This is a genomic window from Rhodococcus sp. IEGM 1305, assembly GCF_030058635.1.
GTDB classification, from domain to species: Bacteria; Actinomycetota; Actinomycetes; order Mycobacteriales; family Mycobacteriaceae; genus Rhodococcus_F; species Rhodococcus_F opacus_D.
This window is the reverse complement of record NZ_JASHKX010000044.1, coordinates 1-15,106: the sequence shown is the minus strand read 5'-3', so window position 1 is coordinate 15,106 and position 15,106 is coordinate 1. Positions and strand designations below refer to the sequence as shown.

Genomic DNA, 15,106 nt, shown 5'->3' with positions numbered 1-15,106 from the left:
TCAGTCCTTGACCAGTCCGCCGTCGACGACGAGGTTCTGGCCGGTCACCGACCGCGACCACGGGGACGCGAAGAACAGCACCGCGTCGGCGAATTCGTCCGGGGTGGTGACGCGCTGCAGCGGGGTGCTCGCCGCGATGAGGTCGAATACCTCGTCGGGAGTGGCGGCGCTCGCGTCGGTGGTGCGGAGCAGCCCGCCCGAGACCATGTTGACGGTGATGCCGTCGGGACCGAGGTCGGCGGCGAGGGTGCGGGTCAGCGACAGCGCGGCGGCCTTGGCGGCCGTGTAATCGTGGTACGGGACGACGGGGTTCTGGAACAGGTTGGTGCCGATGTTCACGATCCGGCCGAACCCGAGCGAACGCATGCCCGGCAGCGCAGCCTGCGTCGTGTGCAGCGTCGCCTTCACGCTGCCACGCAGCTGCGAGTCGAAGGACTCCCACGTGATGACGTCCGCCTTGTCGCGTGCGTCGCCGTTGAAGGAGAAGTCGGCGAGCGCGTTGTTGATCACCGTGGTCACCGGGGAGCCGAAGTGCTCCTCCGCCGCGGAGAACAGGGCCGCCACCTGTCCGGCATCGGTGACGTCGGCCCGGAGCGCGACCGCACGGTCCGCGCCCAGGGACGCCGCGAGTTCTTCGGCCGCGTCCCGGCTGTTCCGGTAGTTCACGATCACCCGCGCGTTCTGCGCCGCGAACGACCGCACGATGGCGGCGCCGAGGCCCCGCCCACCGCCGGTCACCAGGACGATCTGCTTGTCGAGCTGCATGCTGTCACCTTCCGTTCGGTCGGCGACGAGACATCGGATGAGCGCATACGGGCGTCTCCGCGACATCCCTTCGCCGGCATTACCCAGTTCAGGTTCGACGGGTCTGTTCTCAGCCGTCCGGCTCGTCGCCGGGCAGCACCCCGTGTCACTGGCCAACAGTGTAAGCGCAATCACCGATTCCAGTTCTTGGTTGTGCACAACCTAGTTGTGTGCAACTATTCAGTGGTGACCGACAACCTCACCCTCGACCGCCAGGTGTGCTTCGCCCTGTACTCGGCTTCCCGGGCCATGACGGCGAGATACCGGTCGATGCTCGACTCGCTGGGAGTGACCTACCCGCAGTACCTCGTGCTGTTGGTGCTCTGGGAACGGGACGGCCGCGGAGTACGTGAGATCTGCGACGCCCTCGACCTCGACACCGGCACGCTGTCTCCACTGCTCAAGCGGCTCGAAACCCTGGGCCTGGTCGAACGCCGGCGCTCCTCGGCCGACGAGCGCCGGGTCGGGATCCACCTCACCGAGAAGGGTGCGGCCCTCCGCGCCGCCGCGGAGGGCATCCCCGCCGAACTCGCCGACTCGACGGGAATGGAGATCGACGAACTCGTCGCCCTCCGGGACACCCTGTCGCGGCTCACCGAGTCACTTCACAGCTTCACCACCCCTACAGGAGAGAAGTAACCATGAAGATCGTCTACACCGCCGAAGCCCTCGCGACCGGAGAAGGCCGCAACGGCCACGCCCGCACGTCCGACGGCAAGCTCGACCTGAACCTCGCGATCCCCACCGAGATGGGCGGGTCCGGCGACGGCACCAACCCCGAGCAGCTGTTCGCCGCCGGATACGCGGCGTGCTTCCACTCCGCGCTCCAGTTGGTCGGCCGTCAGGCGAAGGCGAACGTCGCCGACTCGGCCGTCGGCGCCCGCGTCGGCATCGGCCCGACGGACAGCGGCGGATTCGGTCTCGCCGTCACTCTCGAGGTTTCCCTGCCCCACCTGCCCCGCGCCGAGGCGCTCGAGTTGACCGAGAAGGCACACCAGGTGTGCCCCTACTCCAACGCCACCCGCGGCAACATCGACGTCACCCTCGAGGTCACCGAAGACTGAGCAACCCTGACGGGCGTCGCGTCACCCGAACGTGAACTCGACGCCCGTCAGGTCCTCCGACAGCGCCCACAGCGCCCGCGCGGTGTGCTCGTCCCGCGACTTCTTGTTGGAGCCCACCACCTTCGGATGGCCACGCTGCTCGAACAGGCCGTCCGGCCCGATGTAGCTGCCACCGATCACGTCGGATGCGGTTGCCGCGTACAGCATCGGCAGCGCCCCCATCTCCGCCGACTGCGCGAAGATCCGGTTGCCGACGGCCATCAGCTTGTCCTGCACCGACTCGGTGTGGGCCTGCAGATTGGTCGATGCGTAACCGGGGTGCGCGGCCACCGCTTTCACGGGTGACCCCGCCGCGGACAGCCTGCGCTGCAACTCGTACGTGAACAGCAGATTCGCGAGTTTCGACTGCCCGTAGGCGCTCCAGCGGTTGTACTTGCGGCGTTCCCAGTTGAGGTCGTCGAGGTGAATCGTTCCCGCCTGATGTGCCGCACTCGACATCGTGGCGACCCGATCGGTGATCTTGTCGAGCAGCAGGCCGGTCAACGCGAAGTGCCCGAGATGGTTTGTGCCGATCTGCATTTCGAATCCGTCGGCGGTCGTACGCTGCGGAACCGCCATCACGCCGGCGTTGTTCACGAGCACGTCGACGGACTCGACACCGGCGGCGAACTCGCGCACCGAGGCGAGGTCGGACAGATCGAGGCGGCGCACCTCGGCGTTGTCACCGATCGACCGTGCGACGACCTCCCCCTTGTGGGTGTTACGGCAGGCCAGCACGACGTGCGCCCCCGCCTTGCCCAGCGCTCGCGCGGCCACCTCCCCGAGACCACTGTTGGCGCCCGTGACGACGAACGTGCGGCCGCTCTGATCGACGATGTCCGAAGCTGTCCACTTGGTCATGGCGTCAACCCTACGGATCTCGGGAGTTGGCGTGAACGTTTCACCACGCCTGCGCTCCGACCAGCGGCAGATTGAGGAAACTCGGCCGATCCGGGGACAACGCGACGTGCTGCGGCTTCAGTTGGCTGTCGGCCAGAATCGGTCCGAGCGGCAGGTACCGGGGGACGCTGCCCGCGTACACGTCGACGCGCAGCCGGTGCCCCGGCGCGAGGACGGCGTCGGTGGGCACGAAGTTGATGTCCACTGGCGTCACTTCACCCGGCACCAGCGGCTGACGCGCGTCCACCGTCAGATAGTGGTGCGGTTCGGTGTAGTCTCCGTTCGCCGACTTGGTGCTCTTCGAATCGTCCACGGCCCGCATGGAAGCGGTGAGCGCACCATTGGTGAGCGGGGTCGACGTGCCGTCCGGTGCGACGTCGTTCAGTGTCACCGCCCAGAATCCGTCCGGGGCGTCGAGCACCGTTTCGAGGTGCAGATTGACCGGACCCGACAGCTCGGTCGGCTGCGCGACGGGGGCGCTGGTGAACGTCAGTCCCTCGGCCTCGGCGAACCGGGAGTCCTTGCTGCACACCGATCCGAAGACGACGGCCGCGCCTGCGGTGCCCTGTGCTCCGTCGCGGGAACAGAGCCCACGAAGGCCGGGTGCGACGGTGAGTCGTGCTGCGTCGCCGGGTTTCGCCGACACCAGGCTGCCGTCGTGGGCGGCGTGCCCGGCGGTGCCACTGGGGGCACCCGACAGGTACATCCGCTGGTAGTCGACACCGGCCCGCGGAAACTGATCGGTGGTGGTCCAGCCGTTGCCCTGCTGGTACAGCGTGACCGGGCCGTACTCGTCGATGCCGTTGTCGATGCCCTTCAGCCACTTGTCGAACCAGGCGCGTTCGAGGACGTCGAGTCGTGGCGGCGCACCCTGTTCACCGAAGCCGCCACCGAACGAGATGTGGTAGGCGTCGCTCATGATCAGCTGCTTCTCACCGGCAGGCAGTGGGATGTCGTTGTAGACCCGCGGCTCGCTGTTCGTGAAGATGTCGTGCCACGCGCCGTAGAGCATCGTCGGCACCTCGATGTTCGCGGCCTGCGCCTTCCGCTCCTCGTAGAACTGGCCGTCCTGCGCCACCCGCAGCGTGCCGGGGTCGAGACCGGTGATGTCCGGCGCGGTCATGGCCTCGATCAGTGCGGGAAACAGTGTCAGCGGATCCCGCAACCGATCCTGCAGCCACTGCTGGTCGAAGCGTCCCTGCGCGATGGCCTGGACGTCGGGAACGAACTTGAGACCGTTGACCAGCGACAGCCACAGCGGCATGAATCCCACGCCGAGACCACCGCCCGTTCCGACGATGTCGCGGAGCAGATCGTTGCCCGGTTCGGTCGGGAAGATGGCCTTCAACGCCGGCGGCTGATGCCCCGCGGCCTGCAGCGAGTTGATTCCCGAATAGGACACCCCCGCCATGCCGACCGTGCCGTCGGACCATCCCTGCTTGCTCATCCAGTCGATGATCTCGACGGAGTCCTGTTGCTCGAGCGGACCGAGCGCCTGCCATTCCCCCTGGGAGAAGCCGGTGCCCCGCGCATCGACCACCACCTGGGTGTACCCGTTCCGGACGAGGTCGCGGTTGATGCCGAAGACGCGCATGCCGCCACCGGTGAGCACCTTCGCCGCTTCGCCGACACCGTCGAACGGGGTTCCGGCGAGATCGAACGAGTTCACCAGGTCGACGACGGTGTCCTCGAGTCCCGGCACCGCGAACACGGAATCGACGACGTTGCCGACCAGCTTCGTGTACGGCGTGACATTGAGAACCGACGGCATCCTGGTGTCGATCGGCGTGCCGGAGGCGTCCGCGGGGCGATAGACGTTGGCCTTCAGCACCGTTCCGTCGCTCATGGTGATGGGGACATCCCAGTCGATCGCGATCACCGGGTACTCGGGCGGCGCGTCGACCGCCGCGTTCCACGCGGCCCCGGCCGCCCCACCCGTCGGATCCGCCGACGCCGTCACCGTGGGCACCACCGCGAGCCCCACCCCCATCGCCAGAGCGACTGCCACCGCACCCGGTCGAAACGCCCATCGACGCACGATCACTTCGAACCCCCGTGAAATCCCGATGACGCGCCTCAGCGGCCAGTCCGGGTGGCCCGCGTCACAAACTTACCGGATAGTAACCTCGAGTCCCCCGGCGGTCAACGGCGGATTTCCGCAGCCTGTCGACTACCGTGACGAGGTGCCCGACGCCCCGCTTCCCGTCCGCGACGGCCTCAACCCGACGCGGCTGAGGATGCCGGACGACGGCGCGTGGCCCACCGTGCTCGAGTACCTGGTCGCACGTTTTCCGCACGACGAGACCCGCCTCCGCGAGAAGGTCGCCACAGCGGAAGTCGTCGACGAGCGCGGGCAGCCGATCACCGAGGACACCCCGTTCGCCCCCCGCAGATTCGTGTACCTGTACCGGGATCCGCCGGTCGAGAAGCGGGTCCCGTTCGAGATCGAGATCCTGCACCGCGACGAGGATCTCCTCGTCGTGGACAAGCCTCACTTCCTGGCCAGCACCCCGCGCGGCGCGTACATCGCCGAGTCGGCGCTGGTCCGGTTGCGCCGAGACCTCGACCTCCCGGAACTGACACCCGCGCACCGGCTCGACCGGTTGACCGCCGGGGTGCTGATCTTCACGGTGCGGCGGGAGGTCCGGCGCGACTACCAGTCGCTGTTCGACCAGCGCCGGGTGGTCAAGGAATACGAGGCGGTCGCGCGTTACGACCCCGATCTCCCGCTACCCGCCACCGTCCGCAGTCGAATCGTCAAGGAGCGGGGCGTCCTGAAGGCGTACGAGGTGGACGGTCCCGCCAACAGCGAGAGCCGCATCGAACTCCTCGAGGTCCACGGCGACGCGGCCCGGTACCGGCTGCTGCCGCACACCGGCAAGACGCACCAGTTACGGCTGCACATGAGTTCGCTGGGTATCCCGATCCACGGCGACAACTTCTATCCCGACTTCTACGACGTTGCCGCCGACGACTATTCGACGCCGCTGCGGCTGCTGGCCCGGTCCGTCGAGTTCGTCGACCCCTACTCCGGCGTCACGCGACGCTTCGCGAGCGTCCGGAGCCTCGACTGGCCGAGCTGACCTCGGATTCTTTCCCCCGGCCCGCTCAGCCGGAAGGATGGTGACATGAGTACCGCGACGTCCGTCTCCGAAGTGGAACGCAAGTACGAGGCCGGTTCGGAGCAGCAGATACCCAGCCTCTCGGGACTGCCCGGTGTGGACGGCGAACCTCTGCTCGACTCGATCCAGCTGTCCGCCCTGTACTACGACACGGGCGAACTCCTGCTGCTCCGCGCCGGAATCACCCTCCGCCGCCGGGAGGGCGGCGACGACGCCGGCTGGCACCTGAAGATCCCGGCAGGTGCGGACGAGCGGACCGAGCTGCAGCTGGCGCCCGACGCCGAGCTCCCCGAGACGGAAGTGCCCCGGGAATTCGCGGAACTGCTCACGGCCGTCACCCGCGGCGCCGCCCTGAACCCGGTTGCGCTCATCAGCACCGACCGCGAACGGCAGCGGCTCGTGGACGCGGCGGGGACGACGCTCGCCGAGGTCGTCTCGGACGTCGTGATCGCCGCCGTCCCCGAGACGGGGACCGGATCCGACGAGCGGGTGTGGCGCGAGATCGAAGTGGAGCTCGGGGCCGGAGACCGAAACCTGTTCGACGCCATCGACTCCCGGCTGACGGACGCCGGGATAGCCCGGTCGGACGCGCCGTCGAAGTTGCGGCGGGCGCTCGGCGACGCGGTGACCGGCACCCCGCGCCCCGCGCGCAGGAAGAAGGGGTCCACTCCCCGGACACTGCTACTGGAGTATCTGGCGGCGCAGAAGGATTCTCTCGTGACGGCCGACCTCGGCGTGCGGCGCAACCTCGAGGAGTCCGTCCACGACCTCCGGGTCTCGGCCCGGCGCATCCGGAGTGTCCTCCAGGTGTACGGGTCCAGCCTGCGTGACCAGGAAACGGTCGACGAGTTGATCGTCGAACTCCGCTGGGTCGGTCAGGCCCTCGGCTCGGCGCGGGACACCGAGGTGCAGTGGAGCCGGCTCGTGGATCGGCTGGGCGGCGCCGAGGAAATACCCGATCGCGAGGTCGTGCGGGCGCGCCTCGACGAATACTTCTCGGGACTCGCCGCGACGGCCCGGCCCGCGGCCCTGGCCGCCCTCAACTCCCAGCGCTACCTCGACCTGCTCGCCGGGCTCGACACATTCCTCGTCGCCGTCGAGGCGTCCGGGGACGGCGGCCCGTCGAAGAAGGCCGTGACGAAATCCCTGCGCACCTTGTCGAAGTCCGTCCGTAAGCGCGTGCGGAAGACGGCGGCCGCGACCACCCGGGCCGAGCGCGATGAACTGACGCACCGAGCGCGCAAGCGCGCCAAGCGAATGCGCTATGCGATCGAGGCGACGAGGTCGCTGGCACCGAAAGCCTCCGACCGCGCTCAGACGAAGTTCAAGGGCTTTCAGGACGTGCTCGGCGAGTACCAGGACGCGGTCGTCGCACGGGACCACATCCTCGCGATGGTCGCGGAGGATCAGCACTCCGCCGAGTCGAGCCTGGGCCTCGGAATGCTCTTGCAACGTGAGCTCGATCGCGGCGACACCCTGACGCCGCTGGTGAAACCCGAGTGGAAGACCGCGAGGAAGGCGGCCCGAAAAGTCTGGAAGTAGGGCACAGTCGGGGAGTACCCAACAGCGTGAGCGAAGGGAGCCAGACGTGAGCACACCCGCCAGTCATTCCGTCGTCGTCGGCCTGGACGGATCCGACGCCTCCACCGCCGCCGCCCTGTGGGGCGCCGCAGTCGCGTCGAAGTGGGGTGCCACGCTGTCGCTCGTGCACGCACTGCCACAGGACGGTCCGCTGTACAGCCCCGCCGCGATCATGCTGGAGTCGCAGTTCCTCAGTCAGCTGCGCGAGGACGGTGAGGCCATCATCGGGACGGCGAAGCGGCTGCTGGGACCGAAGTTCCCCGGTCTCGAGATCGAGACGACCATCAGTCCCGGTCCCGCGGGCACCGCACTGCTCGAGGCCGCCGACTGGGCGCGGTTGATCGTGCTCGGATCCACGGGAACGGGAGCGATCCGATCGGTGCTGCTCGGCTCGACGGCGCTGCACGTCGTCAACCGCGCACCCTGCCCGGTGACCGTTCTCCGGGGTGAAGTCACCACACCCGACCAGCGTCCGGTGGTCGTCGGGGTCGACGGAAGCGACCTCAGCCGCGACGCCGTGGCCCATGCATTCGAGTACGCGTCGTTCTTCGAGGCGCCGCTGACCGCCGTCCACACGTGGCAGGGCTCCCCCACGCTCGGCGCGGGCGGCACCGGCATGCTCGTCGACTGGGACGCCGTGAAGCAGGAAGAGGAGGCGCTGCTCTCCGAGGCCCTCGCGGGCGAATCGGAACGATACCCGGACGTGTCTGTGACCAGGGTGGCCGAGCAGGGCGCCGCAGCCGACGTCCTCCTGCGGCATGCGGGGGACGCTCAGCTGATCGTCGTCGGCAGCCACGGCCGGGGACCGTGGCTCGGCGCATTGATGGGCTCGACGAGCCAGAATCTGCTCCACCACGCGAAATGTCCGGTCATGATCTGCCGGAGCGAGTGACTGTCGCCCGAAGCTAGGCGATGCTCGTCCCCACCAGCTGGCCGATTCCGTACGTGACGATCATCGCGAGTGCCCCGCCCAGCACGACGCGGAGCACTGCCCGGGTGCGCTGTGCGCCGCCGAGAGCCGCGCTCACGGTGCCCGTGAGCGCCAGCGCGACCAGCACCGCGACGAACGCCACCGGAATGCGCAGGTGCACAGGCGGTAGGAGAATCGCCAGCAACGGGATGAGGGCGCCGAGCGTGAAGGACAGCGCCGAGGACCCGGCGGCCTGCCAGGGGTTGGTCAGATCGTCCGGGTCGATGCCCAGTTCGACGTCCACGTGGGCGGCGAACGCATCGTGATCGGTGAGTTCGCGCGCGACCGTCCGGGCGGTGTCGTCACTCAGCCCCTTGGCCTCGTACATCGCGACGAGTTCCTCGAATTCGGCGTCGGGGGTCTCGGTGAGTTCGCGCCGTTCTTTCGACAGCAGCGCGCGTTCGGTGTCGCGCTGGGTGCTCACCGAGACGTATTCGCCCAGCGCCATCGACACCGCGCCGGCCGCGAGACCCGCGAATCCGGCGGTGAATATTGCCGCTCGCTCGGTGGTGGCCGCGGCCACGCCGACCACCAGCCCGGCGGTCGACACGATGCCGTCGTCGGCGCCGAGGACACCGGCCCGCAACCAGTTGAGGCGGCTCGCCAGACTGGGTGCGTGCGGCTCGTCGGGATGCCCCGAGGGCTCGGCCCGCTCGGCGTTCTCTGCTGACATGCGTTCAGGCTAAGGCGAAAAGGCCTGGTCGGATAGCCAGGCTAGGCTGCGCTCGGCCGGGGGTGAACCGTTTCCCCGCACACCGAAACCAAGCAGTTGCTAGGTTAGGGACGCTCGTCCCTCACACGCTTGGAGTTCCTCATGGCGACACCCGCCACCAGCACCCCCCGACGTCGTTGCGCCGCACTCGTCACGGGCGGCACCGGCGGCATCGGCTCCGCCATCGCACGGCAACTCGCAGCCCTCGGCCACGACGTGGCCATCACCTACCGATCCAATGCCGACGTCGCCGCGGACCTCGTCGGCGAACTGGAAGGCCGCGGCGTCGGAGCGCAGGCGTTCTCCGCCGACCTCACCGACCAGCCCCGCGTCGCGAGTGTCGTCAAGCAAACCGTCGAGCACTTCGGCGGCATCGGCATCCTCGTTCACGCCGCGGGACCGCACATTCCGATGATCCACCTGTCCGAGGTCGCTCCCCGGGACTACGCCGAACACCTCGAACAGGAGGCCGTCGCCTTCTTCACCGTCGTCAAGGCCGCCCTGCCCGCGCTGCGGGAGGCGTCCGGATCCGTCGTCGCGGTCACGACCGCGGCCACCAGCCGATTCCCGGTGCGCGACGGACTGTCGCCGGGCACGAAGGGCGCGATCGAACAGCTGGTCAAAGGATTCGCCGCCGAGGAGGGCCGCTACGGCGTCCGCTTCAACTCGGTCGGCCCGGGAATGCTCACCGACGGCATGGCCGAGCGGCTGATCAGCTCCGAAGAACTCGATCAGCGCGCACTCGACGCCGCCACGAGCCGGATACCGTTACGCCGATTCGGCACCGCCGTCGATGTCGCCGAGGCGGTCTGTTTCCTCGCGAGCGACCGGGCCGGGTTCGTCACCGGACAGAAGCTCGACGTCGACGGCGGATACACGGTGTGATCACCGGCCATGTGTAATGGACGCGTATGACTGACGCCGAAGACGCCCGCCCGACGCCCCGCAGGCGTCGTGTCGAATGGGTGATCGGCGGCCTCCTCGTCGTCGTGCTCACGGTGGAGATCGTCCTCATCTGGCCGGACCTCTCGGAGAGCGTCCAGAACCTCGGCGACCTCCACTGGGGATGGGTGGCCGCCGCCGTCGTGGCGTCGCTGGCGTCGATGTCCAGTTTCGCCCGCGTCCAGCGCTGCCTGCTGGGGGTCGCGGATGTGCACGTCAGACAGCGGCAGTCCCTCGCGGTGACGTTCGCCTCCAATTCGATGAGCGTGACACTGCCCGGCGGCCCCGTTCTGGCGACGACGTTCACGTACCGGCAGACACGCCTCTGGGGTGCCTCACCGGTGGTCGCGACGTGGCAACTGGTGATGGCCGGCGCCCTCCAGGCCATCGGCCTGGCGCTCGTCGGACTGGCGGGCGCACTGCTCGTCGGGGCGAAGACCAACCCGTTCTCGCTGATCTTCACGTGCGGCGGCCTGTTCGCCTTCCTGGTGGTGGCTCAGTACGCCGCCTCGCGGCCCGACGCCCTCGAAGGTGTCGGCATCACCGCGCTACGCGGATTCAATGCGCTTCGAAAGAAGCCTCCGCTGAACGGTGTTCGCCGATGGAAGCACATCGTGAACCAGATGAGCGCCGTCCGGATGGATCGCCGCGACACGGCCCGCGCGTTCGGGTGGTCGCTGTTCAACTGGATCGCCGACGCCTCGTGCCTCGCCTTCGCGTGCTACGCGGTCGGCGCACATCCCGGGTTCGCCGGACTCGCCGTCGCGTACGCGGCGGGCAACGCCGCGGGGTCGGCCATCCCGCTCCTGCCCGCAGGACTCGGTGTCATGGACGCGGTGCTCGTCCCCGCACTGACCGCCAGCGGAATGACCGGCGCCGAAGCAGTATCCGCGATCGTCGTCTACCGGCTGGTCAGCTTCCTGCTCATGGCCGCCATCGGCTGGATCGTCTTCGCGGCACGTTTCCGGGGCGCGCAACAGCAGGGCGAGGAGGGCCCGGACCTCGAACCGCTGTGGCGTCGCGGCACGTGAATACCTCCCGCTGAGAGAGAAACCCGGGCCGACTCGGCCGGCTACGGCCCTACGGTCGAGCCGTGACGGAACCGGAAACACGTGAGAAGCAGGTTGTCGTCGTCACCGGCGCGGCCTCGGGAATCGGGGCGGGAATCGCCCGGCACGCGCACGCCCGCGGTATGACCGTGGTGCTCGCCGACATCGACACGGCCGCACTGGACCGTCTGGCCGCGGACCTGGGCGGAGCCGCCCTCACCTGCGCAACGGACGTCGCGGACTCCGGGTCCGTCCACGCCCTGGCCGATCTCGCGTTCGACTCGTTCGGCCGGGTGGACCTGCTGTTCAACAACGCCGGAATCATGCGCGCCGGGTTCCTGTGGCAACTCGGCGAATCCGACTGGGACGCCGCCCTCGGTGTCAACGTCACGGGTGTCGTCAATGGGATCCGGGCGTTCGTTCCGCGCATGATCGACCAGGGCGGCGGCCGCGTCGTCAACACGGCGTCGGTCGGTGGATTCGCGCCCGGTCCGATGATGTCGCCGTACAGCGCATCGAAATTCGCGGTCGTCGCGATCACCGAGTGCCTGCAGATGGAGTTGAGCATGGTGGGCGCCCCCGTGTCCGCGAGCGTGCTCGCGCCGGGGCCCGTCGTCACGTCCGTGTTCGACAACCCGTTCGGGGCAATCTCCCATCCGGCCGTCGACCGGATGGTCGCCCAGATGCGCGAACTGCTGGGCACCGACGGACTCGACACCGACACGTTCGCCGAGTTGGTCTTCGCAGGCATCGATCGGGGCGACTTCTGGCTCGCACCGCAGGGTGAGCACCTCGACGCCATGGTGCGCCAGCACACCGCCACCATCCTCGAGCGGCGAGAACCGGTGATCCGGCAGTCGTTCCGCTGAGCTCGCGAACTAGCCGCCGAGGCGCCGGAACACGAGACGGACCGCGAGCCCGAGGTGAGCCATCACCTCGTCCACCGAGATGCGGCCGGCGACCCAGGACACCAGGCTCGACATCCAGACGTCGCCGATCACGCGGATGGCGTTCAGCTGGTCGTCGGAGATCTGCTCGACGCCGATGGTCTTGGCGAACATCTCGGTCATCAGGGCGCCGAACGCATCCAGTTCGGCCGAAGCCGACGCGTCCGCGAACATGAACGCCCGCACCAGCGCCTCGTATCGGGGCCGGTCCTTCTCGAGGACTTCCGTGTTCTTCCGGAGGACGAACAGGATCCGCTCGGACGGCGTGTCCCCCGGGATCGCGACGTCCTCGAACCGGGACCGCATCCCCTCGAACACCATCAACAGGCCCATCACCAGCATGTGGTTCTTCGACGGGAAGTAGCGGTACACGGTGCCCAGCGCGACTCCGGCCCGATCGGCGATGGCCCGCATCTGCACGGCGTCGTACCCGCCCTCGGAGGCGAGTTCCATCGCCGCGGCGACGATCCGCTGGTAACGCTCCCGCTGCGGGGCCTTGGCCCCCCGCGAGGGCAGCTGCCCGTTGCGAAGCAACGACAGTAGTCCGTCGCGGCCCGCTGTCAGCGGCTCTTCAGCACTGCTCATGGACGTCAGCCTAGCGACAGTCACCTCGGTGTCGTCCGGCGACGGCACCGGTTCCGGTCGTCACGATGTCCGGATTGCGTGAGGCCTCCCCCGGATAGACTCGCCTCGACCGCCGGAGGTTTCCCGTGCCCAGAGTTCATGTCGGACCCGAGGATCGTGTGATCCGGCTGCGTGACGGACGCCTGATGGGTTTCGCGGAGTACGGCGACCCCGGTGGATTCACCGTCGTGAACGCGCACGGCGGACTCGCCGGCCGCCTCGACGTCGCGCCCGCCGACCGGAGTGCTCGCGACGCGGGCATCCGTCTCCTGTCCCCCGACCGTCCCGGGATCGGACTGTCGGATCCGCAGCCGGGCCGGACGGTCCTCGACTGGGCCCGGGACGTCGAAGACCTCGCGAATCACCTCGGTGTCGGCCGTTTCGGTGTCATGGGGTGGTCGATGGGCGGACAGTACGCGCTCGCGGTGGGCTCTAGGGTCGCGTCGCGCGTGACCAGTGTCGCGGTGATCGCCGGTGCCCTGCCCCTCACCGAATCCGGGGTGTTCGCCCAGCTTCCCGCCGGGGACCGCGCGTTCACCCGGCTGTCCCAGCACGCCCCGCTGGTGGCGCGGAGCTGCTTTCGCGTCATGGGCGCCGTTGCGCTGCGTGCTCCGCGGCTGTTCCGGCGGCTCGGTGCCCGCGACCTCGGTGCTGCGGACGCGGCCGTTCTCCGCTCCGAGCCGGTCCGGAATTTCTCGCTCATGTCCGGTGAGGCACTCCGGACGGCCCCCGGGATGGTGGAGGACTACCGCGCGTGGATGCGGCCGTGGGGGTTCGCGCCCGAGGATCTGACCGTGCCGGTCGACGTCTGGGGTGGAAGCGACGACGAACTCGTGCCCACGCACTGGCCGCCCGCGCTCGCCCGCCGAATTCCCGGTGCCACGCTGAACATCCGCACCGGTGGCCATTTCATGGCTCACCTGCACTACCGCGAGATCCTCGGCACACTTCGGCAGCGCTCGGAGGGCTAGGTCGCTGCCGCCAGCTTGTCGAGCCATTCCCGCATCAGGAGCAGTTCGCCGGCGCTCAACCCGGACCGCCCCGCATCGGCGTCGAGGGCGCGTGCGAGCGCGTCCGCCTTCTCGACCACCTCTCGGGAGGCCTCCGACCTCACAGCGTCGGGTGCCGGCCGGATCAGCCCGGCGATCACGTTGTCCCGCAGTTCCCGTGACAGGGAGAGGTCGGCCCGGCCCTCCGGCTGAGCGATGAGGTGCAGGGTCATGCCGACGTTCGCCGCCACGAATTGTCCGGCGGCGACTGCCGGCGTCACCCGCAGGCGGCCCTGCTGCGCGATCTCGGTCAGCAACTCGAGGAGCTTCGCCGCGGCGACGGAGGTCACCGCACACGACTCCCCCGGGGCGATCCGGCCGTACAACAGAACGTAGAACGAGGGATTGTCGAGCCCGTAGCGGACGTGATCGTCCCAGCCGTGCCGCAGATCGTCGACCGGGTCGTCCTCTCGCCGATTCGTGCCCCGGATGTACTGGCCGAACCCGTACTCCACGACCGCGTCGAACAGGCCCTGTTTGCTGCCGAAGTGGTGGTACAGCGTCGGGGCCTGGACGCCGGCGAGGTCGCAGACGGCCCGGGTGGACACGGGCTTGCCTTTGGCCTCGTCGAGCAGTTGGGCCGCCGCCTTCAGCAGACGGTCCCGGGCGTTACCGGCCACACTCCTTGTTGTCACACCGCTATGCTACTTCTATAGCGTTGCTATACACGCCGTACTGCCTCACCCGGCAGGGACAGGGAGAACCCCATGAGTACCACCACGACACCCGAGATCGTCTCGCGCTACTTTCGGGCAGCCGACGCAGGAGATCTCGATGCGCTCACAGCCTGCTTCACCGAAAACGGGGCCGTGACCGACGAAGGCCGGACCGTCCGAGGGCGCGACGGCATCCGGCAATGGCGCAGGGACCTCGAATCGAAGTTCACCTACACGGTCGAGGTGACCGGAACGGAGACGGTCGCCGACGACAGCTACGTGGTCACCACCACAGTGGACGGTAATTTCCCCGGAAGCCCGGTGGAACTGAAGTACGAGTTCGTTCTCAGCGACGGCCTCGTCGACACACTGCGGATCGCGCCCTAGCCATAAGGGACAACGAAAAAACTCCGCTGTCGACGTTCTCGACAACGGAGCTTCGGTGAATCGTGGTGGCCAGGGCCGGGATCGAACCGGCGACCTTCCGCTTTTCAGGCGGACGCTCGTACCAACTGAGCTACCTGGCCGGACGGCACCCGAACCGAATGCCTATCGCATTGTGTTGCCGATACTCGGTATCGGCAACACACTTGCGACCCTGACGGGACTCGAACCCGCGACCTCCGCCGTGACAGGGCGGCGCGCTA

The 15,106-nt window shown here is 68.5% G+C and carries 16 protein-coding genes, 1 tRNA gene and 1 riboswitch; of the genes, 10 read left to right on the top strand and 7 right to left on the bottom strand.

The features are described from left to right. Entirely contained in the window at positions 1-765 is a 765-nt protein-coding gene (locus QM693_RS32905) for a 3-oxoacyl-ACP reductase (protein ID WP_283330685.1), read from the bottom strand. Positions 766-813: 48 nt separating this feature from the next. Further along, positions 814-918: riboswitch (TPP riboswitch) on the bottom strand. A 72-nt stretch (positions 919-990) separates the two neighbouring features. On the opposite strand from QM693_RS32905, the gene QM693_RS32900 reads away from it, so the two are divergent. After that, a complete protein-coding gene (locus QM693_RS32900; RefSeq protein WP_007301081.1) occupies positions 991-1,443 on the top strand; it encodes a MarR family winged helix-turn-helix transcriptional regulator in 453 nt (150 codons plus the stop codon). 2 nt (positions 1,444-1,445) lie between these two features. After that, positions 1,446-1,868, top strand: coding sequence for an organic hydroperoxide resistance protein (locus tag QM693_RS32895; protein WP_005255157.1), 423 nt, complete (start codon positions 1,446-1,448; stop codon positions 1,866-1,868). A 21-nt stretch (positions 1,869-1,889) separates the two neighbouring features. Here QM693_RS32895 and QM693_RS32890 read toward each other — a convergent pair whose 3' ends face one another. Continuing rightward, positions 1,890-2,768: an oxidoreductase gene (locus QM693_RS32890; protein WP_280778679.1), complete on the bottom strand. Its 879-nt coding sequence runs from the start codon at positions 2,766-2,768 to the stop codon at positions 1,890-1,892. 40 nt (positions 2,769-2,808) lie between these two features. Continuing rightward, a complete protein-coding gene (locus tag QM693_RS32885) occupies positions 2,809-4,797 on the bottom strand; it encodes a CocE/NonD family hydrolase (protein ID WP_283354443.1) in 1,989 nt (662 codons plus the stop codon). Positions 4,798-4,990: 193 nt separating this feature from the next. Here QM693_RS32885 and QM693_RS32880 point away from each other — a divergent pair, with 193 nt between their 5' ends. Genes QM693_RS32880 through QM693_RS32870 form a run of 3 tightly spaced genes read left to right on the top strand, consistent with a single transcriptional unit; the run spans position 4,991 to position 8,402 of the window. Next, complete coding sequence (locus QM693_RS32880; RefSeq protein ID WP_283330684.1) at positions 4,991-5,890, top strand: pseudouridine synthase; 900 nt, start codon at positions 4,991-4,993, stop codon at positions 5,888-5,890. A gap of 45 nt (positions 5,891-5,935) precedes the next feature. Continuing rightward, on the top strand, positions 5,936-7,471 hold the full coding sequence (locus QM693_RS32875; protein ID WP_283354423.1) for a CYTH and CHAD domain-containing protein: 1,536 nt from the start codon (positions 5,936-5,938) through the stop codon (positions 7,469-7,471). A 46-nt stretch (positions 7,472-7,517) separates the two neighbouring features. Beyond that, positions 7,518-8,402 (top strand): universal stress protein, encoded by an 885-nt coding sequence (locus QM693_RS32870; protein ID WP_283354422.1) that lies wholly within the window; start codon positions 7,518-7,520, stop codon positions 8,400-8,402. 13 nt (positions 8,403-8,415) lie between these two features. Here QM693_RS32870 and QM693_RS32865 read toward each other — a convergent pair whose 3' ends face one another. Next, positions 8,416-9,153, bottom strand: coding sequence for a VIT1/CCC1 transporter family protein (locus tag QM693_RS32865; protein ID WP_280778683.1), 738 nt, complete (start codon positions 9,151-9,153; stop codon positions 8,416-8,418). Between the two features lie 141 nt (positions 9,154-9,294). Between QM693_RS32865 and QM693_RS32860 the strand changes: the two genes are divergently transcribed. The 3 genes from QM693_RS32860 to QM693_RS32850 all read left to right on the top strand — a co-directional run bounded on the left by QM693_RS32860 (position 9,295) and on the right by QM693_RS32850 (position 12,052). Further along, on the top strand, positions 9,295-10,077 hold the full coding sequence (locus QM693_RS32860) for an SDR family NAD(P)-dependent oxidoreductase (RefSeq protein WP_280778684.1): 783 nt from the start codon (positions 9,295-9,297) through the stop codon (positions 10,075-10,077). A 26-nt stretch (positions 10,078-10,103) separates the two neighbouring features. Continuing rightward, positions 10,104-11,165 carry a lysylphosphatidylglycerol synthase transmembrane domain-containing protein gene (locus tag QM693_RS32855; protein ID WP_283354421.1) on the top strand — a complete coding sequence of 354 codons (1,062 nt, stop codon included), beginning with the start codon at positions 10,104-10,106 and terminating at the stop codon, positions 11,163-11,165. A gap of 62 nt (positions 11,166-11,227) precedes the next feature. Continuing rightward, complete coding sequence (locus tag QM693_RS32850; protein WP_280778687.1) at positions 11,228-12,052, top strand: SDR family oxidoreductase; 825 nt, start codon at positions 11,228-11,230, stop codon at positions 12,050-12,052. Positions 12,053-12,061: 9 nt separating this feature from the next. Here QM693_RS32850 and QM693_RS32845 read toward each other — a convergent pair whose 3' ends face one another. After that, positions 12,062-12,715, bottom strand: a complete 654-nt coding sequence (locus QM693_RS32845; protein ID WP_128970053.1) for a TetR family transcriptional regulator — start codon at positions 12,713-12,715, stop codon at positions 12,062-12,064. Between the two features lie 158 nt (positions 12,716-12,873). Here QM693_RS32845 and QM693_RS32840 point away from each other — a divergent pair, with 158 nt between their 5' ends. Beyond that, entirely contained in the window at positions 12,874-13,725 is an 852-nt protein-coding gene (locus tag QM693_RS32840) for an alpha/beta fold hydrolase (RefSeq protein ID WP_283354442.1), read from the top strand. On the opposite strand, the gene QM693_RS32835 is transcribed toward QM693_RS32840, so the two are convergent. Next, positions 13,722-14,438, bottom strand: a complete 717-nt coding sequence (locus QM693_RS32835; RefSeq protein WP_283354420.1) for a TetR/AcrR family transcriptional regulator — start codon at positions 14,436-14,438, stop codon at positions 13,722-13,724. The genes QM693_RS32840 and QM693_RS32835 overlap by 4 nt on opposite strands. Before the next feature lie 72 nt (positions 14,439-14,510). Here QM693_RS32835 and QM693_RS32830 point away from each other — a divergent pair, with 72 nt between their 5' ends. Next, a complete protein-coding gene (locus QM693_RS32830; protein WP_280778690.1) occupies positions 14,511-14,846 on the top strand; it encodes a nuclear transport factor 2 family protein in 336 nt (111 codons plus the stop codon). A gap of 63 nt (positions 14,847-14,909) precedes the next feature. Here QM693_RS32830 and QM693_RS32825 read toward each other — a convergent pair. After that, positions 14,910-14,986: transfer RNA gene (locus tag QM693_RS32825), tRNA-Phe, on the bottom strand. Positions 14,987-15,106: the final 120 nt, after the last annotated feature.

What these genes read in the sequence shown, in the direction of transcription:
- QM693_RS32905 (WP_283330685.1), bottom strand. Translation starts at nt 765, where the DNA reads ATGCAGCTCGACAAGCAGATCGTCCTGGTGACCGGCGGTGGGCGGGGC.
- QM693_RS32895 (WP_005255157.1), top strand. Translation starts at nt 1,446, where the DNA reads ATGAAGATCGTCTACACCGCCGAAGCCCTCGCGACCGGAGAAGGCCGC.
- QM693_RS32875 (WP_283354423.1), top strand. Translation starts at nt 5,936, where the DNA reads ATGAGTACCGCGACGTCCGTCTCCGAAGTGGAACGCAAGTACGAGGCC.
- QM693_RS32885 (WP_283354443.1), bottom strand. Translation starts at nt 4,797, where the DNA reads ATGGGGGTGGGGCTCGCGGTGGTGCCCACGGTGACGGCGTCGGCGGAT.
- QM693_RS32855 (WP_283354421.1), top strand. Translation starts at nt 10,104, where the DNA reads ATGACTGACGCCGAAGACGCCCGCCCGACGCCCCGCAGGCGTCGTGTC.
- QM693_RS32830 (WP_280778690.1), top strand. Translation starts at nt 14,511, where the DNA reads ATGAGTACCACCACGACACCCGAGATCGTCTCGCGCTACTTTCGGGCA.
- QM693_RS32860 (WP_280778684.1), top strand. Translation starts at nt 9,295, where the DNA reads ATGGCGACACCCGCCACCAGCACCCCCCGACGTCGTTGCGCCGCACTC.
- QM693_RS32865 (WP_280778683.1), bottom strand. Translation starts at nt 9,153, where the DNA reads ATGTCAGCAGAGAACGCCGAGCGGGCCGAGCCCTCGGGGCATCCCGAC.
- QM693_RS32890 (WP_280778679.1), bottom strand. Translation starts at nt 2,768, where the DNA reads ATGACCAAGTGGACAGCTTCGGACATCGTCGATCAGAGCGGCCGCACG.
- QM693_RS32845 (WP_128970053.1), bottom strand. Translation starts at nt 12,715, where the DNA reads ATGAGCAGTGCTGAAGAGCCGCTGACAGCGGGCCGCGACGGACTACTG.